The sequence below is a fragment of the Streptacidiphilus sp. MAP12-16 genome, assembly GCF_041262165.1.
GTDB lineage: Bacteria > Actinomycetota > Actinomycetes > Streptomycetales > Streptomycetaceae > Streptacidiphilus.
On sequence record NZ_JBGCBY010000027.1, the window covers coordinates 1 to 26670 of the forward strand.

The 26670-nt window shown below is 71.0% G+C and carries 27 protein-coding genes and 1 pseudogene; 10 read left to right on the plus strand and 18 right to left on the minus strand.

The features are described 5' to 3' along the window. The 4 genes and pseudogenes from ABIA33_RS29000 to ABIA33_RS29015 all read left to right on the plus strand — a co-directional run. A pseudogene (locus tag ABIA33_RS29000) lies at positions 1-95 on the plus strand (acyltransferase); the annotation flags it as partial. A gap of 48 nt (positions 96-143) precedes the next feature. Continuing rightward, positions 144-1544 carry a dihydropyrimidinase gene (gene hydA / locus ABIA33_RS29005; RefSeq protein ID WP_370085625.1) on the plus strand — a complete coding sequence of 467 codons (1401 nt, stop codon included), beginning with the start codon at positions 144-146 and terminating at the stop codon, positions 1542-1544. A 106-nt stretch (positions 1545-1650) separates the two neighbouring features. Then, entirely contained in the window at positions 1651-2667 is a 1017-nt protein-coding gene (locus ABIA33_RS29010) for a TIGR03842 family LLM class F420-dependent oxidoreductase (protein ID WP_370085626.1), read from the plus strand. Between the two features lie 148 nt (positions 2668-2815). Next, positions 2816-4369, plus strand: a complete 1554-nt coding sequence (locus ABIA33_RS29015; protein ID WP_370085627.1) for an NCS1 family nucleobase:cation symporter-1 — start codon at positions 2816-2818, stop codon at positions 4367-4369. Positions 4370-4413: 44 nt separating this feature from the next. On the opposite strand, the gene ABIA33_RS29020 is transcribed toward ABIA33_RS29015, so the two are convergent. Both ABIA33_RS29020 and ABIA33_RS29025 read right to left on the minus strand, forming a co-directional pair. Beyond that, the gene (locus ABIA33_RS29020; RefSeq protein ID WP_370085628.1) at positions 4414-6054 is read right to left on the minus strand and encodes a PucR family transcriptional regulator; all 1641 of its coding nucleotides are present in this window, start codon (positions 6052-6054) and stop codon (positions 4414-4416) included. Between the two features lie 317 nt (positions 6055-6371). Continuing rightward, positions 6372-7712: a glycosyltransferase gene (locus ABIA33_RS29025; protein WP_370085629.1), complete on the minus strand. Its 1341-nt coding sequence runs from the start codon at positions 7710-7712 to the stop codon at positions 6372-6374. 359 nt (positions 7713-8071) lie between these two features. Here ABIA33_RS29025 and ABIA33_RS29030 point away from each other — a divergent pair, with 359 nt between their 5' ends. The 3 genes from ABIA33_RS29030 to ABIA33_RS29040 all read left to right on the plus strand — a co-directional run bounded on the left by ABIA33_RS29030 (position 8072) and on the right by ABIA33_RS29040 (position 10388). Beyond that, positions 8072-8746 (plus strand): Pr6Pr family membrane protein, encoded by a 675-nt coding sequence (locus ABIA33_RS29030; protein WP_370085630.1) that lies wholly within the window; start codon positions 8072-8074, stop codon positions 8744-8746. Positions 8747-9104: 358 nt separating this feature from the next. Next, the gene (locus ABIA33_RS29035; protein WP_370085631.1) at positions 9105-9350 is read left to right on the plus strand and encodes a hypothetical protein; all 246 of its coding nucleotides are present in this window, start codon (positions 9105-9107) and stop codon (positions 9348-9350) included. 144 nt (positions 9351-9494) lie between these two features. After that, on the plus strand, positions 9495-10388 hold the full coding sequence (locus ABIA33_RS29040) for a chitosanase (RefSeq protein ID WP_370085632.1): 894 nt from the start codon (positions 9495-9497) through the stop codon (positions 10386-10388). Between the two features lie 29 nt (positions 10389-10417). Here ABIA33_RS29040 and ABIA33_RS29045 read toward each other — a convergent pair whose 3' ends face one another. From ABIA33_RS29045 to ABIA33_RS29055, 3 genes are read right to left on the minus strand one after another with little or no spacing between them, the layout of a single operon-like run. Further along, the gene (locus ABIA33_RS29045) at positions 10418-10726 is read right to left on the minus strand and encodes an AzlD domain-containing protein (RefSeq protein WP_370085633.1); all 309 of its coding nucleotides are present in this window, start codon (positions 10724-10726) and stop codon (positions 10418-10420) included. Continuing rightward, on the minus strand, positions 10723-11556 hold the full coding sequence (locus ABIA33_RS29050) for an AzlC family ABC transporter permease (protein ID WP_370085634.1): 834 nt from the start codon (positions 11554-11556) through the stop codon (positions 10723-10725). Before ABIA33_RS29050 ends, ABIA33_RS29045 begins: the two co-directional genes overlap by 4 nt. A 10-nt stretch (positions 11557-11566) precedes the next feature. Then, entirely contained in the window at positions 11567-12433 is an 867-nt protein-coding gene (locus ABIA33_RS29055; protein WP_370085635.1) for an AraC family ligand binding domain-containing protein, read from the minus strand. Positions 12434-12657: 224 nt separating this feature from the next. Here ABIA33_RS29055 and ABIA33_RS29060 point away from each other — a divergent pair, with 224 nt between their 5' ends. From ABIA33_RS29060 to ABIA33_RS29070, 3 genes are read left to right on the plus strand one after another with little or no spacing between them, the layout of a single operon-like run. After that, positions 12658-14442, plus strand: a complete 1785-nt coding sequence (locus ABIA33_RS29060; RefSeq protein ID WP_370085636.1) for a cytochrome b N-terminal domain-containing protein — start codon at positions 12658-12660, stop codon at positions 14440-14442. Positions 14443-14458: 16 nt separating this feature from the next. Then, the gene (gene ctaD / locus ABIA33_RS29065; RefSeq protein WP_370085637.1) at positions 14459-16120 is read left to right on the plus strand and encodes a cytochrome c oxidase subunit I; all 1662 of its coding nucleotides are present in this window, start codon (positions 14459-14461) and stop codon (positions 16118-16120) included. After that, a complete protein-coding gene (locus ABIA33_RS29070) occupies positions 16117-16518 on the plus strand; it encodes a cytochrome c oxidase subunit 4 (RefSeq protein ID WP_370085638.1) in 402 nt (133 codons plus the stop codon). Before ctaD ends, ABIA33_RS29070 begins: the two co-directional genes overlap by 4 nt. A 49-nt stretch (positions 16519-16567) precedes the next feature. On the opposite strand, the gene ABIA33_RS29075 is transcribed toward ABIA33_RS29070, so the two are convergent. From ABIA33_RS29075 to ABIA33_RS29135, 13 genes are all read right to left on the minus strand, one after another. Then, positions 16568-16714: a hypothetical protein gene (locus ABIA33_RS29075; protein ID WP_370085639.1), complete on the minus strand. Its 147-nt coding sequence runs from the start codon at positions 16712-16714 to the stop codon at positions 16568-16570. A 132-nt stretch (positions 16715-16846) separates the two neighbouring features. Beyond that, positions 16847-17965 carry a nitric oxide synthase oxygenase gene (locus ABIA33_RS29080; protein WP_370085640.1) on the minus strand — a complete coding sequence of 373 codons (1119 nt, stop codon included), beginning with the start codon at positions 17963-17965 and terminating at the stop codon, positions 16847-16849. Between the two features lie 108 nt (positions 17966-18073). Further along, complete coding sequence (locus ABIA33_RS29085) at positions 18074-19327, minus strand: globin domain-containing protein (RefSeq protein WP_370085641.1); 1254 nt, start codon at positions 19325-19327, stop codon at positions 18074-18076. Positions 19328-19472: 145 nt separating this feature from the next. Next, positions 19473-19880, minus strand: coding sequence for an STAS domain-containing protein (locus tag ABIA33_RS29090; protein WP_370085729.1), 408 nt, complete (start codon positions 19878-19880; stop codon positions 19473-19475). 395 nt (positions 19881-20275) lie between these two features. Next, positions 20276-20647, minus strand: coding sequence for a hypothetical protein (locus ABIA33_RS29095; protein ID WP_370085642.1), 372 nt, complete (start codon positions 20645-20647; stop codon positions 20276-20278). A gap of 59 nt (positions 20648-20706) precedes the next feature. Next, the gene (locus tag ABIA33_RS29100) at positions 20707-21084 is read right to left on the minus strand and encodes an ArsR/SmtB family transcription factor (RefSeq protein ID WP_370085730.1); all 378 of its coding nucleotides are present in this window, start codon (positions 21082-21084) and stop codon (positions 20707-20709) included. Positions 21085-21178: 94 nt separating this feature from the next. Continuing rightward, positions 21179-21355, minus strand: a complete 177-nt coding sequence (locus tag ABIA33_RS29105) for a hypothetical protein (RefSeq protein ID WP_370085643.1) — start codon at positions 21353-21355, stop codon at positions 21179-21181. A gap of 93 nt (positions 21356-21448) precedes the next feature. Next, a complete protein-coding gene (locus ABIA33_RS29110; RefSeq protein WP_370085644.1) occupies positions 21449-22339 on the minus strand; it encodes an oxidoreductase in 891 nt (296 codons plus the stop codon). A gap of 51 nt (positions 22340-22390) precedes the next feature. Beyond that, a complete protein-coding gene (locus tag ABIA33_RS29115) occupies positions 22391-23650 on the minus strand; it encodes an RNA polymerase sigma factor (RefSeq protein WP_370085731.1) in 1260 nt (419 codons plus the stop codon). After that, positions 23638-23985 carry a YciI family protein gene (locus ABIA33_RS29120; RefSeq protein WP_370085645.1) on the minus strand — a complete coding sequence of 116 codons (348 nt, stop codon included), beginning with the start codon at positions 23983-23985 and terminating at the stop codon, positions 23638-23640. Before ABIA33_RS29120 ends, ABIA33_RS29115 begins: the two co-directional genes overlap by 13 nt. A gap of 33 nt (positions 23986-24018) precedes the next feature. Next, positions 24019-25827 (minus strand): SpoIIE family protein phosphatase, encoded by a 1809-nt coding sequence (locus tag ABIA33_RS29125; protein WP_370085646.1) that lies wholly within the window; start codon positions 25825-25827, stop codon positions 24019-24021. Positions 25828-25871: 44 nt separating this feature from the next. After that, positions 25872-26174, minus strand: coding sequence for a hypothetical protein (locus tag ABIA33_RS29130; protein WP_370085647.1), 303 nt, complete (start codon positions 26172-26174; stop codon positions 25872-25874). Positions 26175-26186: 12 nt separating this feature from the next. After that, on the minus strand, positions 26187-26435 hold the full coding sequence (locus tag ABIA33_RS29135; protein ID WP_370085648.1) for an SCO4226 family nickel-binding protein: 249 nt from the start codon (positions 26433-26435) through the stop codon (positions 26187-26189). Positions 26436-26670 lie beyond the last annotated feature (235 nt).

Below are 26670 nucleotides of genomic sequence, written 5' to 3' on the forward strand. Positions count from 1 at the left end.
ATCTGGACCTGGGTCTGATCGAGGAGGTCCGGCACCAGTGGGCCTTCTACCGCGACCGCCGCCCCGACGCCTACGGACCCCTCGCCGAAGCCTGACCGAGTTCGACCGACGTCCTGACGGGGCAAGCGGAAGGAGTGCTGCAGGTGACTCGAACGGTGATCCGGGGCGGGTTGGTGATCACGGCGGCGGAGGAGGTGGCCGCCGACGTCCTGATCGAGGGGGAGCAGGTGGTGGCCCTGGCGGCCACCGGCAGCTGGGTGGCGGAGGGGTGGTCGGCGGAGCGCGTGATCGACGCGTCCGGGAAGTACGTCATTCCGGGCGGAGTGGACGCGCACACCCACATGGAGCTGCCCTTCGGCGGCACTGCGGCCTCGGACACTTTCGAGACCGGAACCAGGGCGGCGGCCTGGGGCGGCACGACGACCATCGTGGACTTCGCGGTGCAGTCCGTGGGCCGCTCGCTGCGCGAGGGCCTGGACGCCTGGCAGGCCAAGGCCGAGGGCAACTGCGCCATCGACTACGCCTTCCACATGATCATGTCGGATGTGACCGAGAACAGCCTCAAGGAGATGGATCTCCTGGTGGACGAGGGCGTGACCTCGTTCAAGCTGTTCATGGCCTACCCCGGGGTGTTCTACAGCGACGACGGGAAGATCCTCCGGGCGATGCAGCAGGGCGCCGACAACGGCGGGTTGGTGATGATGCACGCCGAGAACGGCATCGCCATCGACGTGCTGGTGGAGCAGGCGCTGGCCGCCGGGCGCACCGACCCGCGCTACCACGGCGAGGTGCGCCACGAGCTGCTGGAGGCGGAGGCGACGCACCGGGCGATCCGGCTGGCGGAGGTCGCGGGGTCGCCGCTGTACGTGGTGCACGTGTCGTCCGAGTCGGCGCTGGCCGAGCTGGCCGCCGCGCGGGACCGGGGGCTCAACGTCTTCGGCGAGACCTGCCCGCAGTACCTCTTCCTCTCCACCGACAACCTCGCCGAGCCGGCCTTCGAGGGCGCCAAGTACGTGTGCTCGACGCCGTTGCGGCCCGAGGAGCACCAGGTGGCGCTGTGGCGGGGGCTGCGGACGAACGACCTTCAGGTCGTGTCGACGGATCACTGCCCGTTCTGCTTCTCCGGGCAGAAGGAACTGGGCCGGGGCGACTTCTCCAAGATCCCGAACGGCCTGCCCGGCGTGGAGAACCGGATGGACCTGCTGCACCAGGCGGTGGTGGAGGGGCGCATCTCGCGGCGCCGGTGGGTGGAGATCGCCGCGGCGACGCCGGCGCGGATGTTCGGGCTGTATCCCCGAAAGGGGACGATCGCGCCGGGTTCGGACGCGGACATCGTGGTGTACGACCCGAACGCGACGCAGACGATGTCGGCGGCCACCCACCACATGAACGTGGACTACTCGGCCTACGAGGGCCTGGTGGTGCGGGGCAAGGCGGCGACGGTGCTGTCCCGGGGCACGGTCGTCGTCGAGGGTGACACCTACCTGGGCCGGGCCGGTCACGGCCGCTACCAGGCCCGCGCCACCTGCCAGTACCTCATCTGACCAGTACCTCATCTGACCACTACCTCATCTGGCCAGTACCTCATCCCAGACTGAACCGTTCTGACGCCCAATCACCCTACCTTTCTCGGACCACCGGAGGTTCCCCGTGGACATCGGCCTCGTACTGCAGACCGACCCGCCCGCTTCGTTGCTGGTCGAGCGGATGAAGCGGGCCGAGGCGGCCGGCTTCAGCCATGGCTGGACCTTCGACTCGGTCGTGCTCTGGCAGGAGCCCTTCGTTGTCTACAGCCGCATCCTGGCGGAGACCGAGCGCATGGTCGTCGGCCCGATGGTCACCAACCCGTCGACCCGTACCTGGGAGGTGACGGCGTCGCTGTTCGCGACGCTGAACGACATGTACGGCAACCGCACGGTGTGCGGGATCGGGCGCGGCGACTCGGCGATGCGCGTGGCCGGGCGCAAACCCGCCACCCTCGCCCGCCTCAGCGAGGCGATGCACGCCGTCAAGGAGCTCGCGGAGGGCAGGGCGACCGTCGTCGACGGGACGGAGATGCGGATCCCGTGGGTGAGGGAGGGCGCGTCACTGCCGGTGTGGATGGGCGCGTACGGGCCCAGGGCACTGGAGCTGACCGGCCGTCAGGCGGACGGCTTCATCCTCCAGCTGGCCGACCCCTACCTGACCGAGTGGATGGTCAAGGCGGTACGGGACGCCGCCGCCGAGGCAGGGCGCGATCCGAGCGAGGTGAAGATCTGCGTGGCCGCGCCGGCCTACGTGACCGAGGACGACTCGCCGGAGGCGCTGGCCCACGCCCGGGAGCAGTGCCGCTGGTTCGGCGGCATGGTCGGCAACCATGTCGCCGACCTGGTCAGCCACTACGGCGAGGGCTCCGACCTCGTCCCGGAGGCCCTGACCGCGTACATCAAGGAACGTCAGGGGTACGACTACCGCCACCACGGCCGCTCCGGGAACCCGGACACCGCGTTCGTACCCGACGAGATCGTGGACCGGTTCTGCGTGATAGGTCCGCCCGAGGCGCAGGTCGCGAAGCTGGAGCAGCTGCGCGAGCTGGGCGTGGACCAGTTCGCGGTCTACGCCATGCACGACGCCGTGGAGTCGACCATCGACGCCTACGGCGCCAGCGTCATCCCCGCAGTGAGCTGAGCCCCAGTGCCAGCCCCGGCGCTGACCCCCACTCAGCCACCGCGGGCTCTCAGCAGCGCTACGTGAGTTCGTCCGGCCGGCCCGACGCCGTGCCCGCCGGCTCCTGTCCCGTTCCCCACGCGAGACCCGCGAACCGAGGTGGCCGTCCATGTCCATAGTCACACCTCCGCCCACGGAGGCACAGATCTCCCATTCCGACGGAAGAGTCGAACTCGCCGAGGGAGTCGATCTCACCGACCCGCGCTTCACCAACGAGGACCTCCTGCCGGTCCCGGTGGAGCGCAGACGCTGGACCACCTACAACTTCCTGGCGCTCTGGGTCGGCATGGCCCACAACATCCCCTCCTGGACCCTTGCCTCGGGCCTGGTCGCGCTCGGCATGGACTGGCGGCAGGCGGTGCTCACCATCGCCCTGGCCAACGTCATCGTGCTGGTCCCGATGCTGCTCACCGGCCACGCCGGTACCAAGTACGGCATCCCCTTCCCGGTCTTCGCCCGTGCCTCCTTCGGCCTGCGCGGCGCCAACCTTCCGGCGCTCGTCCGCGCCGCGGTCGCCTGCGCCTGGTTCGGCATCCAGAGCTGGATCGGCGGCGAGGGAATCTTCCTGCTCGCCGGCAAGCTCTTCGGCCACAGCTGGCAGACCGCCTCGGCGATCGGCGGCTTCCCCTGGACCCAGTGGCTCTCCTTCCTGCTCTTCTGGGTGCTGGAGATCGCCATCATCTACCGCGGCATGGACACCCTGCGCCGCTTCGAGAACTGGGCCGCACCCTTCGTCATCGTGGGCGCACTCGGCCTGCTCGCCTGGATCACCGTCAAGGCCGGCGGATTCGGTCCGCTGCTCAACCAGCCCTCCAAGCTGGGCTGGGGGAGCGGCTTCTGGAAGGTCTTCTTCCCGTCGCTGATGGGCATGATCGGCTTCTGGTCGACGCTGTCGCTCAACATCCCCGACTTCACCCGCTTCGGCGGCAGCCAGAAGGCCCAGATCCGCGGCCAGGCGCTCGGGCTGCCCACCACGATGACACTGTTCGCGCTGCTCTCGGTCCTGGTCACCTCGGGTTCGCAGGCCGTCTACGGCACGCCGATCTGGGACCCGATCGCGCTCGCCGCCAAGATGAACAGCGTCGCAGGCACCCTCTTCGCGCTGCTGGTGGTGCTGATCGCGACCCTCTCGGTGAACATCGCCGCCAACGTCGTCAGCCCCGCGTACGACTTCTCCAACCTGCTGCCGAAGATCATCAGCTTCCGTACCGGCGCCCTGATCGCCTGCGTGGTCGGCATCGTCATCTTCCCGTGGAAGCTGGTCGCCGACCCGCACGTCTACATCTTCACCTGGCTCGGCGTCGTCGGCGGCCTGCTCGGCACCGTGGCCGGCATCCTCATCGCCGACTACTGGATCATCCGCCGCACCCACCTGGAACTGGACCAGCTCTACACCCCCGGCGGCCGCTACTGGTACGCCGCGGGTTGGAACTGGCGGGCGGTGGTGGCCTTCGTCGTCGGCGGACTGCTGGCCGTCGGCGGCTCCTACGGCGGGCCGTTCCCGACCGGCGGTGTGATCCCCTTCCTCCAGCCGCTCGCCGACTACGGCTGGGCCGTCGGCGTGGCCTCCTCGCTGGTGCTCTACGTCGGTTTGACCCGGCTCGCCCCGCCGGGCGCGCCGGCCGAACCGGCACCCGTGGAGCCCGCCCCCGCCGCTGCCTGAGGCCCGTCACGGCGGCCCGCCACAGCCCCCAGGCCGCCCGGTCGTCACCGGGCGGCCTCGGGGCCCGCGGCCTGCTGCGCCTCGTGCGCGAGCAGCGCGACGTACAGCGAGGTCAGCTGCTCCCAGTCGTCCAGGTCGACGTCCAGCAGCGCCTCGATACTCTCCAGCCGCCGGTACAGCGCGGGCCGGCTGACGTGGTGCATCTGGGCGGCGAGTGACTTGTTGCGGCCGGTCTCCAGGTAGGTCCGCAGTACGTCGAGCAGCGGCGCGTTCTCCAGCAGCGGCCCGAGCTCCCGCTCGATGAACGCCTGCAGTTCCGGCTCGTCCCGCAGCAGCCGCACCAGCCCGCGCAGCCGTACGTCGCGCAGCCGCGCGACTGGCGCCGCCGGGGGACCGGCCACCGCCGCGTCCGCGACGTGCACCGCCTCGACGAAGGACCGGCGCACCTCGTCGAGCACCGCGCACCCGAAGCCCGCGCCGACCACGGCCCTGCGGCCGCGGGTCGCCAGCCGTTCGTGGGTCTGCACCGCGACGCGCCGGACGGCGGCGTCGGCGTCCTGGTCGTGCGGGATGCTGAGCAGCACGGCGGTGCCGTCCGCGCCGATCCGCCCGACCAGGCCCGCCACCGACTCCTCGGCGAGGATCCGGTCGAGCAGCTGCGGCAGGCCCTCCTGGTCGGCCGCAGCGCGGGTGAGCTCCCGGACCACCACGGGCACAAAAGTGCGCCGGTTCACCGGCAGCCCTGCGGCCCGGACCCGGGTGAGCAACTGCTCCGGTCGGGCCGCGCCCGAGGCCAGGTCGGTGAGCAGCGACTCCGCGGCATGGTCCTCCCAGCCCCGGTCCCGGTCGCCGAGCAGGCGGTGCATGGCCAGTGCCTCGGCGGCGCGCTGCCCCAGCACCTGGCCGAACTCCTCGGAGCCCGGGTAGCCGAACAGCACCAGCCGCCCCCACTGGCGGCCCCGGGCCTCCAGCGCTGCGACGATCCAGCCGTCCGGGCCGACGGTCACCGGGTCGTTCCGAACCAGCTCGGCGACCTGCCGGGAGACCCGGTCCCAGTCGCGCAGCAGCTCGCTCAGCGAGTTCTTGTCCCCGGCGGTGGCCAGCACCCGGTGCGCCAGGTTGACCAGGACTGCCGGGCAGCCGCTGAACGAGGCGATCTCGTCGAGCAGTTGCTGCAGCGGGGCGCCGGAGAGGTTGAGCGTGGTCAGCGAGGAGCGGATGCGGTCGGAGAGGTTGAGCGCGGCGAACCTGCCGTGCACCAGGCGGGCGTGCACCTCCTCGGTGAGCTGCGCGAAGGGCGCCGGACGGTGCAGCACGATCAGCGGCACCCCGCAGCGCTCCGCGGCCCGGCGCATTGCCGGCGGGGTGGTCCGGAAGGCCCGGCCGAGACCCAGCAGGACGGCCGCGACGTCGGCGCGCTGCATCGACTCGATGTACGCGGTCTGGGCCTGCTCGTCCCCGGCCAGCAGCAGGCCCGTGGTGAGCACGATCTCACCGCCAGTCAGCATCACCCCGACGTCGGCCGCCTCGGCCACGTGCAGCCAGCGCACCCTCCGGTCCAGATGCGCGGCCCCGGCTACCACCTCGGGACCCCAGGTGGCCATCAGGTCCAGCTCCAGCACGTCGCGCACGGTGAGCCGTCCGGCCGGGTCCCGGTTGTGTGTCTCGTCGTCGCTCACGGGCACCGACCTCGCTGAGTCCGCTGGAGCCGAGGCCGGAACCCGGTCCGGCTTCCGGCGCTGCCGATTCCGCGGAGTGTACGCCTAGGAGGGTACTGAAGATCTAGGCCGGGCTCGCGGCGTCCTGCGCTCGCGACGACAGCGGCTCCGCCGCGCGCGCTTGCCGCGTTGTCGTCGGTCTCCAACCAACCACGGTTGGCTCCCTCCTCCGCCTTGCAATCGAAGCCACAGGACGCCGCTCCCTGATCCGGCCTAGATCTGCAGCACCCTCCTAGGAGCGTGCCCGCAGATGTCGTCGGCGCACTTCGTGGCCCCGGCGGCGGTCAGCCCACCCGGCCCGTACTCGCGCCCGGTGCCACGATCGCGGCCGGCTGCCGGCGCAGTCGCCGTGCCAACGCGGTGGCGCGGGAGGTGCTGCCCCGGCGGCCGCGGAGCACCGTGACCGAGTCGCGCCGCGCGTCCCGGCCGCACTCGTCCCGCCAGCGGCGCGCCAGATCGGCCACGACCTGGACGGCTTCCCGGTCCGCGGGCAGCGACGGCAGGTGCACCCGGCCGCGTGCCGCCTGCTCCGCCAGTGCCTCGGACAGCCGGGCGGGGTCGCGCGGCCACGGGGCCAGACCTGCTGCGGCCAGGGTGGCCGCGTTCGCGCGTCCGTGGCCGGAGAGCACCTCGTAGCTCACCGCAGGCAGCCCGGCGACCATCGCCTCGGTCAGCGAGAGCCCTCCGGCGTTGTGCACCAGTACGTCGGCGGCGGCCATCAGCGCGGGCACGTCCGTACGCCAGCCCAGCGCGACCACGCCCGGCAGCGTGGCGATCCGTCGCCGCAGCCGCTCGTTCCTGCCGCAGAGCACGACGGGCACGGTGTTGTCCGCCACCTGCAGCGCCCGGGCGCTGGCCATCACGTCACCCAGTCCCATCGAGCCGGTCATCAGCAGTGCCATCCGCCGGCCCACGGGGATGCCGAGCTCGGCGCGCAGGGCCGACCGCTCTCCGGCGTCGGCCGGTTCGGCGAAGGCGGAGGGGGCGAGGGGCCCGGCCGCCGCCATCGGCACGCCGTAGCGGTCGCTGCCCTCGGTGGCGGTGGCCTGAGTGACGGTCAGGTGCACGTCGATGCTCGGGTGCACCCAGAGCCGGTGCGGCGCGGGGTCGGTGAGATAGCAGACGGTCGGCGCGGTCAGCCGGCCGTCCTCCTTCAGCATGCCGAGGCTCTGCGCGGCGAACGGGAAGGTGGTGACCACGACGTCGTAACCCTCGCCGACCCACTCCGCCATGTCCCGGCCGGCCAGCCGGCACAGGTACATCGTGAGCGAGTGCACCACCGAGTCGCGCTCCTCGCAGCGGAACAGCCAGTCGAACACCCGCGGCGTGCGCCCGGCGCTGAACTCGTAACCGTCCTGCAGCAGTCGCTGGTACGGGCGGGGGAGTGCGTCGAGGAAGTCGCGGTAGGTGGTCTCGACGCCGCGCGCCTCAAGCCGCCGTACGAGCTCGGAGGCGGCCCCGTTGTGGCCGGCGCCGACACTGCCCGTGATCACGAGCGCGCGCAGCGGCCGCTCCAGCGCGTCAGCGGCGCGCTCGGCGTTGCGTTCGGAAGTGTGCTCGACGGAGCGCTCGACGGCGCGGTGCGGGGCGTCTGAGCTCATGGAGACCGTGGGGACCGTGCTCATGCCCCGTACGGTAGGAGGCCCGAACGGGTGGGCGGCCTCACTCGCGTGAGCGGCAGACGGCGCGTCGGTGAACTTCCGACCTGGGGAGCGATAGGGCTCGGGCGCCCACCGCCCGGCACCTCCGCTTGCCGCGTTGCCGCTCTGACATCAGCGGCTGGCGCCGCGGGGCCCAAGTAGCTCCGCTACAAGGGCGTCCCGGCGCCTTGCAATCGAAGGCACCAGGCGGCGTGCGCTGACCCGAGCCCTATCGCTCCCCAGGTCGGTACGAGCCTTCCATCGCGCGGCTACTCACGGGTAGGGTGCGACGACCCCTTACCGTACGGCTTGACCTGCAAGCACTGAGACCACGTGGTGATCGCTTGAACGTCTGGACTCGTCCCGCGCTGTGGTGGCGCGCGGCCGTCGTCGTCTTCGCCGGGCTCGGACTGACCACCGGGACGGGCTCGCTGGTGTACTTCACCGTCCTGAGCAATGTGATCGTCTTCGGCTACTTCGTCGGCGCCGTCTACTGGATGGTCAATCGCCGTACGGTCGACGCCCCGGCGCCACGGCTTCGCGGCGCCGCCACCCTGTACATCCTGATCACCGCGCTGGTCGCGCACTTCGTGCTGAACCACGGCGCCAACCCGCTGCCCGGCCTCGGCCCGGGCCCGGACCGGCTCACCAACTGGTCCGCCTTCTTCCTCCACTACGTGACGCCCGCGCTGGTGGTGCTCGACTGGCTGTTCCTCAAACCGCGCAACGCCTCGCGCTGGCGCGACCTGCCCGTGTGGCTCTCCTTCCCGCTCTCCTACGCCGGCTTCACCCTGCTGCGCGCGGCGCTCCTGCCCGGCTTCCCGAACCGGTACCCCTACTTCTTCCTCGATCCGACGTCCCAGGGGTACGGCTGGGTCGGCCTGCAGATCGTGCAGCTCACCGTCGAGTTCGTCGCGCTCGCGGCGCTCGTCATCGGCCTGGACCGGCTGGGCACGCTCGCGGCGGTCCGGATCAAGGGCGCTCCGGCGCCGGCTGCGGCTCTGGAGAGCGGGAACTGAGAGCGCCCGCGGCAGTTGCCGGCGACATGGCGAGCAGCGTCACCACGACGCTGGACCAGCGCACACCCTGACGGTTCATCATCCCCCCGGCCCAGCGTGCCGCACCGCGTCGCGATGCGACACACCGCAGTCAGCCCCCCAGTTGAGCGGCGGCGTTTCGTGAGGGCCGCTCATATTCTGGCAATCATCACAAATCAGACACGGTATTCCGAAAGTACCCGAATGCATGCTATGAAAGTCCTAAGCCCATTTGTGGTGTAGACCACTTTGCCGGTGATGTTGGCACATCCCGGCTGCGCGAGGGGGGTTGTGGCCTGCAGCGGGCTGCCTGTCGACATCGACCCCGACAAGGAGCGTTATGGGATTCGCCCGAGGCGATCGCGTCGTCGACCTGCGCTGGTCGGTGGAGATCCCCACCCTTTCGGCGCGGGGCGCCAGCGGGGCGCAGACGTTCATCGTCCGCGCCGCCACCTGCGCCGAGGCCATAGACGCAGCGTGGGAGGAAGCGCAGAGCCCCGAGGCCACCCGGCGCCGCAACGGCGCCGCCCTCGGTGTGCAGCGCAGCGATCTGTACGCCTCCGTGATCCGGGGATGTCTCTGCTGAAGCGGGTCGTCCTCGTTTGAAAGATCGCAATTCAGTACATCGTGACTTGACATGCCCGCGTCCTGAGGTCAGGATTCACACACGTCTTTTAGGAAAGCTTCCTAACTAGAGGCGCGTTGCTCCCCACCCCCAGGAGATCCGCTCATGACGCAGTCCACCCACAGGCGCCCGCTCCGCCGCACCCGCCTCGGGCGCAGCACGCTCCTCGCGGCGACGACGCTCGCCGCCGCCGGAGCGCTGACCTTCGCCGGTGTCCAGGCCATGGCTTCGACCACCGGGACCACCACGGGCAGCGCCACGGCGGGGAAGCCGGTGGCCGCGAGTTCGGTGAACCTCACCGACCCGCACAAGAAGGAGATCGCGATGGAGCTGGTCTCCAGCGCCGAGAACTCCTCGTTGGACTGGAAGGCCCAGTACACGTACATCGAGGACATCGGCGACGGCCGCGGCTACACCGCCGGGATCATCGGCTTCTGCTCGGGCACCGGCGACATGCTGGAACTGGTCCAGGCCTACTCCGCCACCGAGCCGGGCAACCCGCTGGCGAAGTACCTGCCCGCGCTGGAGAAGGTCAACGGCAGCGCCTCGCACGCGGGTCTGGGCAGTGCCTTCGTCGCCGCCTGGAAGACCGCCGCCAAGGACCCGGTGTTCCAGTCCGCGCAGAACGGCGAGCGCGACCGGGTGTACTTCGACCCCGCCGTCCAGCAGGCCGAGGCCGACGGGCTGCACGCGCTGGGCCAGTTCATCTACTACGACGCGATCGTGATGCACGGTCCCGGCGAGGACCCGACCAGCTTCGGTGGCATCCGCAAGACAGCCATGAAGAAGGCCAGGACCCCTGCTCAGGGCGGCAACGAGACCACGTATCTCAACGCGTACCTGGACGCCCGCAAGGCCGCGATGCTCACCGAGGCCGCGCACGACGACACCAGCCGCGTCGACACCGAGCAGCGCGTCTTCCTCAGGAACGGCAACCTGGACCTCAACCCGCCGCTGACCTGGAAGACATACGGCGACAGCTACACCATCAAGAGCTGACCTCCGCCAGCACGGTGACCCCCGCCGCCTCATCCGCCCAATGCGCGGACGGCCGCCGTGACCACCACGGCGGTCGCCACGACCAGGAGGAAGGGGGCACGCAGGAGTAGCGCGAGCGCTGCCGCCGCGAGCCCCGCGCCCCTGGCGTCGACCGCCAGATGGTGCCCCTGGCTGAAGGTCTGCTGGGCGGTGAGCGCGGCCAGCAACGCCACCGGCAGCATTGCGGCCAGGCGCTGGACCAGCGGGCGTTGCAGAATGTGGGCGGGCACCAGCAGGCCGAGCAGCTTGGCGAGGTAGCAGCCTACGGCCGTCGCCGCGATCGCGATCCAGGCGCTCAACGTCCGTCCTCCTTCGGGTCGTTCGCAGTGGCATCCTGAGCGGCCGCATCGTTCGCGGCGACACCGTTCACCGCTGCGTCGTTCGCGCCCTCCGGCGCGCGGCGGCGGCCGTGCAGGTACAGGCCGACGGGTGCGGCGAGAGCGGCGACGAGCACGGGCGCTCCGGAGGGCAGCACCGGCAGCGCGCCGAGTTCCAGCACGACGGCCAACGCCGCCACCGTCCGCTGCGTGGTCGTGCGCAGCATGGGCGCGAGCAGGGCGAGGAAGACGGCGGGTCCTGCGGCGTCCAGCCCCCACCTCCGGGTGTCGCCGATGGACTGCGCGCCGAGCGCGCCGAGCGCCGTGGTGAGGTTCCACAACAGGTACAGGCTCAGTCCGGTGACGGCGAAGCCGATGCGGGCACTGCGGCGGGTGGGCTGTGCGAGCGTGACGGCCGTGGTCTCGTCGATGACCCAGTGGGCGGCGAAGAGGCGCACCGCGCGGGGGAGCGAGAGCAGCTGCGACAGCCGCAGCCCGTAGAAGGCGTTGCGTGTGCCGAGGAAGAAGGCGCCCGCGGCGGCCGTCAGCGGGTTGCCGCCGGCGGCGAGCGCGCCGACGAGCGCGAACTGCGAGGCCCCGGTGAAGACCAGCAGGCTGAGCGCACAGGTCTGGAGCAGTGAGAGACCGGAACCTGCCGAGGTCACGCCGAAGGCGAAGCCGGAGAGCCCCACGGCGACTCCGACGCCGAGGGCGTCTCTGACGACGGCCGAGTCGGCCTTGGGCTCGGTCTCGGTGTCCGGCGCGGCGCGCGGGTCCGCGGGGGTGCTCGGGGCGGCGGTCTGTTCTGGCACGTCCCGGACGCTACGCGGGCGGATGGCCCCCAGTCTTGTACGTTCTTGCGCTGCCGCCGCCGAGCCGCTCCCTGCGGTACGCGCCCGGGGGCACGCCGATGATCCGGGCGAAGTGGCGGTTCAAATGGGCCTGGTCGGTGAACCCGACGGCTGCGGCCACCTGCGCGGGCGCCGCGCCCGCGTCCAGGAGCTGCCGCGCCGTGCGCACCCGCGCGTCGGTGAGCCAGGAGTGCGGCGGCATCCCGAACGTCGTGCGGAACGCACGTAGCAGCGCGAAGGGGCTGGTGCCGAGCTCCACGGCGAGACGCTCCAGGGACGGCGGCTCGGCCATCCGCTCCTCCAGCAGGGCACGCGCGCGCACCGCGAGCCGAGCACCCGCGCTGCGCACCGGGCGCTCCGGCAGCGGGCCGCCGGAGTGGTGCAGCAGCCGGGTCACGGCGAGGCGCAGCAGAGTGTCCGCGGCGAGCGCGTTGCCCTCCTCGGCCGCCCTGAGTACCTGGTGCACGAGCCGTGCGGCGTACGGATCGTCGACTACGGGCGTGGTGAAACCGGGGGCGCCGCGCAGCGTCGTGGTCTCAGCGGCGATCGCTGCCACCAGGCCGGGATCCGGGTAGAGGGCCCCGTACCGCCAGCCCTCGGGCACGCCGGCCCTGCCCGTGTGCGGGGATCCGGGGTTCACCAACACGACCGCGCCCGGGCTCGCGTACTGGACCTCGCCGTCGAGGTCGAAGACCTCGACGCCCTGTGCTATCCCGGCGATCACGAACGCTTCGTGGGTGTGCCGGGCGAAGGTCTTGCTGATGTAGCGGGCGCGCAGCAGATCGACACCGGGCAGCCCGTCGTACTGCCAGTGCCGCGCCTGCTCGCCGGTGGCCATGGCCCCATTCTCCGCCGCCGGGGGGGCGGTCACGGTCGAGCATGCGGGTCGGGATACTACCGGCGCCGCACAAGGCGCCTCACCCGTCGCCCCGGCCGGGCTAGAACCGGCGCGTCCCGCCGGACTCTCCGTGCCAACGCGGTTACGGTCGGTGTGCGCCGGGTGGATGCCGTCGGCGCCGCGCGGCGCTTGCGCGCTCCTGGGCGGTTGGGCGGTGAGGATGCATGGCGGTCGGCGACGCGGACGCGGGGGGTAGCGGGCAGGCGGCGCGGCAGGTCGAGGCCGCCGTGGTCGCCCTCGACCGCCGATTGCCGCTGCTGGACGCCGGCAAGGGCGCGCTGCGCAAGGTCTTCCCGGACCACTGGTCCTTCCTGCTCGGTGAACTGGCCCTGTACAGCCTGGTCGTGCTGCTGCTGACCGGGGTCTATCTCACCCTCTTCTTCAACCCCGGTATGACCGAGAGCGTCTACACCGGCTCCTACCTTCCGCTGCGCGGGGTCAGGATGACCGACGCCTACGCCTCGACCCTGCACATCAGCTTCGACATCCGCGGCGGCCTCCTGGTCCGTCAGATCCACCACTGGGCGGCGCTGCTGTTCGTCTCCGCGATCGGCGTGCACATGCTGCGGATCTTCTTCACCGGAGCGTTCCGCCGACCGCGCGAGCTGAACTGGGTATTCGGTATGACCCTGTTCGTGCTCGCCATGCTGGAGGGCTTCTGCGGCTACTCGCTGCCGGACGACCTGCTCTCCGGGACGGGCCTGCGGATCGCCGAGGGGGTCATGCTGTCGATCCCGCTGGTGGGAACGTACGTGACGTTCTTCGCGTTCGGCGGCGAGTTCCCCGGCCACGAGATCATCCCCAGGCTGTATGTGCTGCACATTCTGCTGGTGCCCGGACTGCTGCTGGCCCTGGTCGGGGCCCATCTGACACTGGTGGTCTACCTCAAGCACACCCACTGGGCCGGGCCGGGCAAGTCCAACCGCAACGTGGTGGGCATGCCCGCCTTCCCGCAGTTCGCGGCCCGCACCACCGGCCTGCTGTTCATGCTGACCGGTGTGCTGGCGCTCGCCAGTGCTCTGGGCCAGATCAACCCCATCTGGGCGTTCGGTCCCTACCGCCCCGACGCGGGATCCCAGGGGGCCCAGCCGGACTGGTACATCGGCTGGCTGGAGGGAGCCCTGCGGCTGATGCCAGGGGTCGAGACCCGGGTCCTGGGGCACACGATCTCCTGGAGCGCGCTGGTTCCGGCCCTGGTGGTGCCGGGGGTGCTCTTCGGGACCCTATTTGTCTATCCCTTCCTGGAGCAGTGGGTCACCGCCGACCGGGGTGAGCACCACCTGTGCGACCGGCCGCGCAACCAGCCCACCCGGACCGGGCTCGGGGTGGCCGGGATCGCGTTCTACGCGGTGCTGCTGCTCGCGGGCGCCAACGACCTGCTCGCGCTGACCTTCGACCTCTCCGTGCAGGGGCTGACCTGGGTCCTGCGGGTGGCCCTGTTCGTGCTCCCTCCGGTCTGCTTCGTCCTGGCCAAACGGATCTGTCTGGGACTGCAGGCGCACGACCGGGACCGGCTGCTGGAGGGCGACGAGAGCGACGAGGTTCGGCAGTCGGTCGACGGGGGATTCAGCGCGTCGCACCAACCGCTGTCGGACCGGCAGCGGTACCTCCTGCTCGCACGGGAGGTCCCCGAGCCACCGCCGCCCCCGGGCCCGGTGCCACCGGACGGGGGACGGCGGGAGGTTGCCCTGCGGCGCGTGCAGGACCTGCGGGTGGCGGTGGGCACCTGGTTCTGCCGGGACCGGGTGGAGCTTCCCACCGCGCGGCCCGAGCAGCGCCGGATCGGGGCCGCCGCCTCGTCGGCCGTCCACGAGCAGGAACCCCACGCGCCGGAACCCCACGAGCAGGAACCCCACGCGCCGGAACCCCACGCGCAGAAACCCCACGCGCCGGAACCCCACGCGCAGAAACCCCACGCGCCGGAACCCCACGCGCAGGAACCGCAGTGACCGCTGAGGAGTGCCGATGACCGTCGTAGCAGAGGCGTCTGCCGCCGAAACGGCGCCGGTCCGGCGCGGGCGCAGGGTCCTGCGCTGGGTGACCTCGACCGACCACAAGGTCATCGGAAACCTCTATCTGGTGACCTCGTTCGGGTTCTTCCTGCTCGGCGGCGCGATGGCGATGCTGATGCGCGCCGAACTCGCGCGCCCCGGGCTGCAGTTCGTCACCACCGCGCAGTACAACGAGCTGTTCACCATGCACGGCACCGTCATGCTGCTGCTCTTCGCGACCCCCACCTTCGTCGGCTTCGCCAACGCGATCATGCCGCTGCAGATCGGCGCACCGGACGTCGCCTTCCCCCGGCTGAACGCCTTCACCTACTGGGTCTTCCTCTTCGGCGGGCTGATGGTGGTCAGCGGCTTCCTCACGCCGCAGGGCGCGGCCGCCTTCGGCTGGTTCGCGTACGCGCCGCTCAACGGACCGGTCTTCTCGCCCGGCACCGGCGGAGACCTGTGGATCATGGGCCTGGTGGTGGCCGGTGTGGGCACGATCCTGGGCGCGGTCAACTTCATCACCACCATCACCTGCCTGCGGGCCCCCGGGATGACCATGTTCCGGATGCCGATCTTCACCTGGAACGTGCTGTTCACCTCGATCCTGGTACTGATGGCGTTCCCGGTCCTGGCCGCGGCCCTGCTCGCGTTGGAGGCGGACCGGAAGTTCGGCGCGCATGTCTTCGACGCCGCGAACGGCGGCGCGCTGCTGTGGCAGCACCTGTTCTGGTTTTTTGGCCACCCCGAGGTCTACATCGTGGCGCTGCCGTTCTTCGGCATCATCAGCGAGATCCTTCCCGTCTTCAGCCGCAAACCGGTCTTCGGCTACTACGGCCTGATCGCCGCGACCATCGCGATCACCGGGTTGTCCGTGACGGTCTGGGCGCACCACATGTTCGCCACGGGGCAGGTGCTGCTGCCGTTCTTCTCGCTGCTGTCCTTCCTGATCGCGGTCCCGACCGGGGTGAAGTTCTGCAACTGGGTCGGCACCCTCTGGTACGGGTCGCTGTCCTTCGAGACCCCCATGCTCTGGTCCATCGGCTTCCTGGTCACCTTCCTGTTCGGGGGGCTGACCGGGGTGCTGCTGGCCTCGCCGCCCATCGACTTCCATGTCACCGACAGCTACTTCGTTGTCGCGCACATGCACTATGTCCTCTTCGGCACCGTTGCCTTCGCCACTTTCGCCGGCTTCTACTTCTGGTGGCCCAAGATGACGGGGCGGATGCTGGACGAGCGCCTGGGGAAGATCCACTTCTGGATGCTGTTCGTCGGCTTCCACACCACCTTCCTGGTCCAGCACTGGCTCGGCGCGGAGGGGATGCCCCGCCGGTACGCCGACTACCTTCCGGCGGACGGCTTCACCACGCTGAACAGCATCTCCTCGGCGGGCGCGTTCCTGCTGGGCGCCTCGACCCTGCCGTTCCTCTACAACGTCTGGCGGACCAGCCGCTACGGGGAGCCGGTCACCGAGGAGGACCCCTGGGGGTTCGGAAGGTCTCTGGAGTGGGCCACCTCCTGCCCGCCGCCCAGGCACAACTTCCACTCCCTACCCCGGATCCGCTCCGAGTCCCCGGCATTCGACCTGCACCACCCCGGCTTCGGGGCGTCGGAGCCGGGGGAGGAGGCGCTGTGAAGGCCGAGGGGTGGCTGTTCGCCGGGATGTGCCTGTACTTCGTCGCCACCGCGTCGGTCTACTGGGCGTTCTCGACGGAACCCGCCGGTACCGCGGCGCTGGCAGTCGCGGCGGTGATGTCGGCTCTCGTCGCCCTCTTCTTCTTCGTGCAGTACGTCAAGCGCGGCCCCCGCCCCCAGGACCGGGGCGACGCGGAGATCGCCGAGACCGCAGGGCCGCTGGGCTTCTTCCCCGGGCGAAGCGCCTGGCCGGCCGCGCTCGCGACGGGACTCGCCTTGGCGGCCCTGGGCGTCGTCTATGCTCTGTGGATCTTCCTCCTCGGTTGCGGCCTGCTGTTCGGCGCCGCCGTCGGCTTCGTCTTCCAATACGTCACCGGCGACTCCGGAGCTCCCGGCTGATCCCGCGCTTCACCGGGGCGCCGTCAGCTCACCCGGCGTCCTCAGCTGGTCACTCATCGGCCTCGTAGGGCTCGCCCTCGGCCCGGGACTCGTCCTGGGCGTGGAGGTTCTGCTCGGACGGCTGGCCCTCCTCCGGGACCTCGTCCTCGTCGACGACGCGCTCGTCGGCCCCGTTCGGGGTCTCCACCGTCGGCATGGGTTCCTCCTTCACGGTGAGAGGGGCCGGGCCTGGCCGGAACGGCCACCCGCCACGGCGGTCTCCGGACGGGCCGCTGTCCCCTCCAGCGTCCTCCTCCCCGGGGCCGAAGGCCATCCGGCTCCTCGCCCGTCAGCAGCCCGACCAGGGATCGGCCCGGTGCAGGAACGCCGGGCGCAGCGTCTCGTCGACCGGGTCGTAGGTGCGGTGGAACACCGGGGTGGCTGAGCCGGAAAGCGGCGGCACGATCCAGCTCCAGTCCGTGGGGACAGGACGCCCGTGCCGCTGCTCGCGCTCGATGTGGGTGAGGAACCGGGCCGACTCGGTGTGGTGGTCGGCCATGGTCACCCCCGCCTCCTCGAAGGAGTGCAGTACCGCGAGGTTCAGCTCCACCAGGGCACGGTCCCGCCAGAGGCTGCGGTCGCTGCTGGTGTCCAGCGCGAAGAGCGCCGCGACGGTCGGGAGCAGGTCGTAGCGGTCGGTGTCGCCGAGGTTGCGGGAGCCGATCTCGGTGCCCATGTACCAGCCGTTGAACGGTGCCGCCGGGTAGCTGATGCCGCCGATCTCCAGAGTCATGTCCGAGACGGCGGGAACGGCGTACCAGCGCAGCCCCAGCCTGGCGAAGCCGGGGTGGTGCGGGTGAGTCAGCGGCACCTGCAGCACGGCGTCCTCGGGCAGCTCGTAGTACTCCGGAGAGCGCTCGGGCGCGGCCTGCACCAGCAGCGGCAGCACGTCGAAGTCCTCCTTGCCACCCTTCCAGCCCAACTCGCGTGCCAGCGCCAGCCGCTGCGCGCTGCGCGGGTCGTCGGCATAGCGCACGAGCTGCTCGCCGAGCAGCCGCGCGGCCGGGCGCCCGGGGCGGTCCGGGGCGAAGACGCTGATGACGGGGCGGATCCGCCCGCCGTTGCCGGCCAGGCGGAGGTGCTCGACCGACTGCTCGGCGATGTCGTCCGGGTGCCGCAGATGCCGTAGGTCACGCACCATCAGGCTGCGCCAGTACAGCCGGCCGATGCAGCGGGCGGCGTTGCGCCAAGCCACCCGGGCCCCGAAGGCCAGCTCCTCGGGCGTGTGCTCGTAGGTCCCGTGCGCCTCGACGGCGGCACGGACCTCGCGCAGCCGGCGCTCGGGGTCACCCGACTCCGGGTTCTCGCCGGTGAACTGACGGATGAACGTGTCCGCGGCGTCCAGCCTGGTGGCGAGCGCGGATGCACGATGGCGGCCGGAGACCGCGCGTTGGCGTTGGAACAGCAAGGGTGGAGCTCTCCCGGTTCGTGGGTGACCGCACGCGTGCGAGCAGCGCGCCCCGATCGAGGCGGTGCGGGGCTGCGCGGGATCCCGGAGGACGCGTCTGGCCCGCACTCAGGCGGTGGACATCGCGGGGGCGTCGAGCGGATCGTGGTGGATACGGACGGGCGGGACCCCGTGCTGGGTCAGCACCCGGGCGGCGGTGGTGACCATGGACGGGGGTCCGCTGAGGTACGCCTCGTACCGGTGCCAGGGGCCGTACTTCGCCAGCACCTGCGGCAGCGAGCCGGTGGCGCCGGGAATGTCCTCGTGGGAGACCGCGGCGCGCACGCTGAGCCAGTGGTTGCGCTGCGCCATGCGCATCATGTCGTCGAGTCCGTAGAGCTCGTCCGCGGTCCGCGCTCCGATCAGCAGCGACATCCGGCGCTCCCAGCCGCTCTGGACGGCCTGTTCGACCATCGCGCGGATGGGAGCGAGCCCGGTCCCACCGGCCACGCAGAGGACGTCCCTGCCGTTCTGCGGGTCGAGCGTCATGTCGCCGAGCGGCGGTCCGAGCCGGACGACGTCCCCGACGGCGGCGCGCCGCACCAGGGCGTTGCTGACCCACCCGCCGGGTACGGCGCGGACGTGGAAGGTCAGGGTCGAGTCGGGCCGCGGGGCGTTGGCGGGCGAGTAGTAGCGCCATGCCTTGGGCCACCACGGCGTCTCCATGCTGACGTACTGCCCGGCGGTGTAGTGGTAGGGCGTGTCCGGCCTGACCGTGATCTCGGCGAGCCCGTAACCGTGTTGGACGTGTTCGACGATGCGGGCGGCCCAGGCGGCGGGACGGGTGCGGGCGTCGTCCTCGGCGGCCTGGGACATCACCTGCGCGGCCGCGGTGTAGGCCCGGGTCCAGGCGGTCGCCACCTCGGCGTTCCAGGCGGGGCCGGCGAAGCGCTCCAAAGCGGCCAGAAGGCACTCGCCGACCGGGGCATAGTGCGCAGTCTGCGCGCCGAACTTGCGGTGGTCGCGCCCGAGATGGGAGCAGAAGCGGACCAGGGTGTCCGGGTCGTCGACCAGGTCGACGATGCGCAGCAGCGCGTGCAGCAGTCGCCCGCGCTGCACGTCCATGCCGGGCGGGAACATGTCGCGGACCTGCGGATAGCGGGTGAAGAGGATCGCGTAGAAGTAGACGGCCATGTCGGCGGCCTGCGGCTCGACCACGGCCAGGCTGGTCCGCACCAGGGCGATGTCGCGGTCCGACAGGACGCCGCCGGTGCCGGTGACGGGCCCGGCGGTGGTCCGCGGAGGCTGGGGTGGCTGTGCGGCGTCGGTCGCCGCCGAGGGCGGCGCACTGGGAGCGGTGGGCTGGCGGGAGCGGAACCGCACGGTGAAGGTCTCCTGTCGAGGGCGTTCCCGGCGGCTGGAACCGAGGGGTCAGAATCCGAACGGCCGATCAAACAGCCATGATTCTGCCCACACAACCAAATAGCCCGACAACCAAGGATTTGTGAAAGTTCGGTAGCGGAGCGCGTCAGTCCGCCGTCGCCGATGTGGCGTCCCGCTGCTTCGGTACCGCGGCCTGGAGGCGCCCCGGCGTGTCGCGTTGGTCGGCCAGGGCCTCCTCGATCGAGTCGTGGACCTCGAAGAGCTTCTCGATGCCGAAGGTGGAGAGGACCTTGCGAACATGCGCGTGACGCTCCGGTAGCACCAGGCGCAGTTGCCCACCCCGGGCGACCAGGAGGCGACGGGTGGCCACCAGCACGGCGAAGCCGGTGGAGTCGCAGAACGCGAGCCTGCTGATGTCCATGACGAGCCGGTCGCAGCCCTCGGCGATCAGCTGCTGCAGCCGATCACGCAGGGCCGCGACCCCGGTGATATCCACCTCCCCGGTGACCTGGACCACGGTCCAGCCGTAACGCTCCCCGTAACTCAGGTTCATTGCCACGCTGCTGTCCTCCTCTCAGACCCAGCCCGTCAGGGGGGTGATGCTCCGCACTGTCGTCTCGACGCAGGCGAGAGGGCGCTCCCAGGGGCGCCCGGCGGAACGACCCTATGACCCTCGGAGAGGCGGGGTTCTCGGGAGCGGACGGCAGGAGGGGCGTCCGCCGGCTGGCTGGCGGGCGTGCTTTCCCCATCCGTCGCCGGTAAATCCCCGGCGGTGTGACGATTCTGCGAAGTCTGCGTACAAATCGAGTGAAGAGGAAGGTTTTCACTGCGTTGACCGCATGGATTCGGTGCGATGTTCCGAAGAACTGCCTACATCATCCCCGGCAGACCTTCGCAGTATCCACACGACCCGCTGCGCGCCGGCGCCGCCGGCCAGGGGGAGGCGCGTCAGATGTCCAGGCTGGTCTCCACCTGGTGCAGTTGACGCCTGGCCAGGGCCAGGTTGGCCCGCCTGCGGTCGAGCGCCAGGTAGAGGAACAGTCCCGCACCGCTCTGGGAGGTCAGCGTGCGGACGAGGTGGTACTGGGTGGTGAGCGTGGTCAGGATGTCCTCGATGGTGCCGGCCAGGCCCAGCATCTCCATGGTGCGGAGCTTGGCGCGGACCAGGTCGGTGTTGCCGGCGGCGGCGACGGCCAGGTCGAACTCTCGGTCGCCGCCCAAGGTCCCCAGCGCCATACCGCTGTTGACGTCCACGAGGGCGACGCCGATGGCGCCCTCGATCATCATTGCTTCCTTCAACGCGATGTCTACGTTCGCCATGATGGTGACGCTACGCACTCGATCAACTACGACGCTGATGAATTGCGAAACATTGCAACTCACGCGCCGGCCGGGTGTATGTTGCCCACCGCCTCGCGGTCCGCCTCCCGGTCTGCCTCGCGCAGCTCCGCCAGCAGGTCCTGCTGACCGGAGATCAGCTCGGTCAGGATCCGGCGCGCGGCCCGCATCAGCTCGGCGACGTCCCCGCCGGCCAGGGCGTAGACCACGGTGTCGCCGTCGCGCGTCGCGGTCACGATGCCCGAGCGGCGCAGCACGGCGAGCTGCTGTGACAGATTGGAGCGCTCCACCTCGATCTGCGACAACAGGTCCCGCACCGGCATCGGCCCCTCCTGCAGCAGCTCCAGCACCCGGATCCGCACCGGGTGTCCAAGCATCCGGAAGAACTCCGCCTTGGCCTGGTACAGCGGCACCTGCACCGCCATCAACCCCTCTCCTGCTCTGTTCCGCGTTCCGCGTCAGACCGACCGGCATATGGGGGGGCGACGTCGCCCCCCCATATGCCGGTCGGCCCTACTCCGCTCCGGCCGGGGGAACGTCCACACCGTTCTCGCGCGCCAGGCGCAGCGCTTCCTCCAGCTCGTCGACCGCGCGCGAGATCGCGAACCCGTCGTGCTCGGCCACCGCTTCCTCGATGCCGGCCCGGGCCGCGCGGACGCGTGCGATCAGCGTCTCGATGAACTCGTCCATCCCGGTACCTCCCGTGCCAGGTATCCAGAATGTGCCGAATTGAAGAATGTTTCAACTCTGGTCGCCGTCCCCCATCTGCCGGTCGGTCCAAGGTCAGCCGAGCCGGGCCAGTTCGTCCTGGGAGAGCCGCAGCGCGCCCGCGGCCACGTTGGCGACCAGGTGGTCCGGGTTGCCGGTTCCCGGGATGGCCAGCACATGCGGCCCCTGGTGCAGCGTCCAGGCCAGAAGGATCTGTGCGGCCGTCGCGCCGTGGGCGCGCGCGACGTCGAGTACCTTGTCGTTGTCGGTCGCGCTCGCGCCGGCCTCGCGCCCTTCGCCGGCGATCGCGAAGAACGGCACGAACGCGATGCCCTGCTCGCCGCAGGCCCGCAGCAGGTCGTCATCGTCCGCGCTCCGCGCACCGAGGCCGTACCGGTTCTGCACGCAGACCACCGGCGCGATCGCCTGGGCCTCGGCGAGGAGGCCGGGCGTGACATTGGAGACGCCCAGGTGGCGGATCAGCCCGGCGTCGCGCAGGTCGGCCAGCGCACCGAAGTGTTGCGCGAGCGAGGTGGTCTCCGGGTCTCCCTGGACGCGGTAGTTCACCACGTCGAGGTGGTCCCGGCCGAGTTGCCGCAGGTTCTCCTCGACCTGACCGCGCAACTGCTCCGGCGTGGCTTTGAACCACGCACCCGAGGGATCCCGGCCCGGACCGACCTTGGTGGTGATCACCAGATCCTCCGGGTAGGGGGCCAGTGCCCGGTCGATCAGCTCGTTGGCGGACCGCAACGACGAGAAGTAGAACGCTGCGGTGTCGATGTGGTTCACGCCGAGCTCGACCGCGCGGCGCAGCACGCCGATCACCCGGTCGCGGTCGCTGGGGGTGCCGTGGTCGAAGGCGCCGCTGCCCGTCAGGCGCATGGCGCCGAAACCGATTCGATTGACCGTCAGGTCGCCGAGCGTCCAGGTGCCTGCGGCCGACGCGGTGATCGCCTCTGAAGTCATCGTCGGAGTCTGCCACACGGTCCTCGGCGGCCCCAGAGGGTCGCGCCGATGTCAGCCATCCGCCGTGCCCGCGGTCTCGGCCAGCCGAAGGCGCAGATAGTCGCGCTCGGCTTCGGTGCCCGCGAGCTGCAGCGCCTGCCGGTAGGCCGCGGCCGCCTCGACTCGGCGGTCCAGCCGACGGAGGAGGTCGGCGCGGGTGGCGGGCAGCAGGTGGTAGTCGGGCAGCGCGCCGGTCGCCTCCAGACGGTCGACCAGCCGCAGACCGGCGGCCGGGCCTTCGGCCATGGCCACGGCCACCGCCCGGTTCAGCTCGATCACCGGGAAGGGCAGCATCTCTGCCAGCCGCCCGTACAGCAGCGCGATCTCGGCCCAGTCGGTGTCCGCTGCTCTGGCCGCGGTGGCATGGCAGGCGGCGATGGCGGCCTGGACCTGGTAGGGACCCGGTCTGCCCTGTCGCAGCGCGTCGTCGAGCAGGGCGCACCCCTCGGCGATTCCCGCGCCGTCCCACAGGCTCCGGTCCTGCTCCTCCAGAGGCACGAAGTTCCCGGCGCCGTCCATCCGTCCGCTCCGGCGGGCGTCGTGCAGCAGCATCAGGGCCAGCAGTCCCAGGGCTTCGGGTTCGTCGGGCATCAGCTCGGCCAGCACCCGGGCCAGCCGGACCGCCTCCGTGCACAGATCGCGCCGGACGAGTTCGCTGCCGCCGGTGGCGCTGTAGCCCTCGTTGAACAGCAGGTAGAGAACCCCCAGCACGGCCACGGTGCGCTCGGGCAGGAGATGGCCCGGCGGCACCCGGTAGGGGATCCGGGCGTTTCGGATCTTGTTCTTCGCACGGACGAGCCGCTTGGCCATGGTCTCGTCCGAGACGAGAAAAGCCCGGGCGATCTCGATGGTGGTCAGTCCGGCCAGCGTCCGCAGGGTCAGGGCGACCTGTGCGTCGAGGGACAATGCGGGGTGGCAGCAGGTGAAGATCAGCCGCAGCCGGTCGTCGGCGATGCCGCTCTCGTCGTACTCCTGCGGTTCCTCCGCGAGCGACGCCACCGCGAGCTCCTCGTACTTGGCCGTCTGGGTCCTGGCGCGGCGCAGTCGGTCGAGCGCCCGGTTCCGGGCCGTGACGGTGAGCCACGCGCCGGGGTTGGTGGGGACCCCGTCGCGGGGCCATCGTTCGAGCGCGCGTGCGAAGGCGTCCTGGGCGCACTCCTCGGCCAGGTCCCAGTCGCCGGTGATCCGGATCAGGGTCGCAACCACCCGCCCCCACTCCTGCTGGAAGGCGCGGGCGGCCGCGGCCCCGACGTCGGCCTCTACATGTCCCAGATCGGTCGCACCTCGATCGTTCCAAGGCGAGCGCCGGGGATCTTCGACGCCACCTCGATGGCCTCGTCGAGATCCTTGCACTCCGCGAGGTAGTAGCCGCCGATCTGCTCCTTGGTCTCGGCGAAGGGGCCGTCGGCGGTGAGCACCTTCCCGTCGCGTACCTGCACTGTCGTCGCGTCGGTCGTCGGGTGCAGGCGCTCTCCCCCGAGCAGTACGCCGCGCCGTCCCATCTCCTCGCCGAACCTGCCGTACTCGGCCAGCATCGCCGCCCCCTCCTCGGGGCTCAGCGAACCGACGGCGCTCTCGTCGGTGCAGATCATCAGTAGGTATCGCATGGGCTCTCCTCCATCTCGTTCTCTTACTCGTCCCTACGACGAACGGGAAGGGTCCGGATGGACACCCGGCTCCGGCTCGATCTCCTCGTCCGCCTCGGCGCCCGGGAGCGGCAGGTCCTCGGAAGCCAGTCTCGGGCGGAGCCTCGCGGCGAGCAATGCCACGTCGTCCTCCGCGGCCTGCGGCACCAGCCTGCGGAGGACGGTGTCGAGCAGGGCGTCGAGGTCGCCGGTCACCGGCAGTCTCAACTCCGCGAGCCGGGCCAGCGACACGTCGATGTCCTCGCCCCGCCGCTCCACCAATCCGTCCGTGTAGAGGAGCAGGACCTGGCCGGGCCGGAAGTCGGCGGAGACGGACTCGTATCCGCCGACGCCGGTGCCGAGCGGTGGCCCGGTCGGGACCTCGAGCAGCTCGGTGGCGCTGTCCGCGGCGAACAGCGCGGGTGGCAGGTGCCCGGCACTGGAAAACGTGCAGCGGCCGCGAGCGGGGTCGGCCAGCGCCAGCATGCAGGTGGCGGGGCGGCCCGAGTCGCTCTGCGAGATGAGCGCGTCGAGCTGCCGGAGGATCCGGTGCGGCGGCAGGTCGGTGCTCGCCACATAGCGCAGCATCGAGCGGTAGTTGCTCATGTCCACGGCCGCTTCGACACCGTGGCCCATCACGTCGCCCATGACCAGGAGCGTCCGTCCGTAGGCCAGCCGGACCGTCTCGTACCAGTCGCCGCCGACCACCGCGCTGGTGCCGGAGGGCAGGTATCGCGAGGCGAGTTCGATGTTGGGGTGCGGATTGCCAGGCTCGGCCAGCAGCGCCCGCTGGAGTTCCAGAGCGACGCCCTGCGAGCGGGCGTAGCGGCGGGCGTTGTCGATGCTGATCGCGGCGCGGCCGGCCAGCTCGTGGGCGATGGTGGCCTCGTCGCCGGTGAACCGCGGCGCGTCCCGCGCCCGTGCCAGGGACACCACGCCGATGACCTGTCCCCGCGCGGCCAGCGGCACGACCAGGGTCGAGTGGATCCCCATCGCGCGCAGCGCGGCGTCCTGCACGCTGTCCGGCGCGGACGGGTCCGCCTCGTCGCCGGCCGGCAGCTGCCGCAGGATCGGCTCGCGCGTCTCCAGGCAGCGCGCGACGGTCGACCCCGGCTGGTACCGCACGTACTCGCCGGCCGGTTCCAGCGCCCCCAGACGGCTCCGCAGCTCGGGAACGCAGGCCAGTGCGGTCCGGTGCAGCCGCAGCGGTCCGGCCTTCGTGATCGCCTCCGCCTCGTCGATCGGCAGGACCTCGACGGTCGCCAGATCGCCCAGCGGCGGGACGACGAAGTTCGCCAGTTCGGCGCAGGTGCGCTCGATGTCCAGGGTGGTGCCGATGCGTGAGGCGGCGTCGGCGAGCAGGGCGAGGCGTGCTCGGGCGTGCTCCAGGTCGTGCTGCTGCTGCCGGGAGTCGGTGACCTCCAGCACGATGCCGACGATGCCGACCGCCCTGCCGTCGATCTCCAACCGGTGGTAGGTGCCGTGCCACCAGCGGCGTTCGTCCGGTGCGTCGGCCCGGGTGCGGCCGCTGGTGGTCGCCTCGCGGGGCTTTCCGTCGCGCAGCACCTGGCGGAGCACGTCCGGGCGGTTCTCGATGTCGGGCAGGACCTCGGCGGTGGTGCGGCCCAGGAGGTCGGCGGCCGGCATGTCGATCATCCGGGCGAGAGCGGGATTGACGTACCGGTAGCGCAGTTGCGGGTCCAGGATGGCGACGCCGGCGGCGGTGTCGCCCACCAGGCGTCGCAGCATCAGGCCGGTGTCCGCCGACGCGAGGGCGGCGGCCGCCGCGTCGAAGAGGGCATCGGCGCCGTCCTGGTTCGCCATAGTCAGATCGTGGGCCCGCGCCTGGTGATCCGCACCCCGGCCGCTCAACCGGTCATGTCGTCCTCGCGCAGCACGTCGAGGTTGCGGAAGACCGGCGGTCCGTCGCACAGCTCGGCGAGCCGCTTCGCGAACTCCGCGGTCTCCGGGCGGTCGGAGTTCTGCATCGCCTGCTCGTAGGAGGGGAATTCGACGATGTGCACGTAGACGTCGGCGGCGTCCCGGTCACGCGTCTGCAGCGCCCTGGTCGGGGTGCGATGGCCCTCGGACTTCACCAGCCAGTCGTCGAGGGTGGCGTTGAACTCATCGATGCGACTCGTCCTGAACTCGATGATCTGCACGAATCTCATGGGTCCACTTCCTCAGACGCTCAGCGGGACCGGGTGGATCTCGTCGGCCGGGTGCCCCGTCCGGCTGTGAACCCGCCAGACCGCGTCCGCCGAGGGGGCCTCGGACAGGCAGTACACGGTGCCCGAGGCCGGGTCGGCCCAGGCCTGTTCGAAGTGAACGCCCTCCTCGCCCTCGATCGCGAGGTCCGCCTTGTGCGCCTCCATGAGCTGGTCTGCCGTGATGCCGACCATGCCGTGATGGACGTCCATGAACTTGGTCATCGCCCACACCTCCTGCGGTCGTCCTGGGCTCCGGCACCCGGACGGTGCACGCCAGGGTCTACGACGCGGCGCCGACGGAACCCTCTTCCATGACCATGGTGCGCCTGGCTGAGGACGATGGCGAGGTGGGTGTGTCCCGGTCGCCGGGTGCCCCCTCTGGCCCGCCCGGGAGGTGGACCGGGCGGCTGTCGGGTACGTATGACGTAGACCCTGCCTGCCACCGGAGAAGGACGGC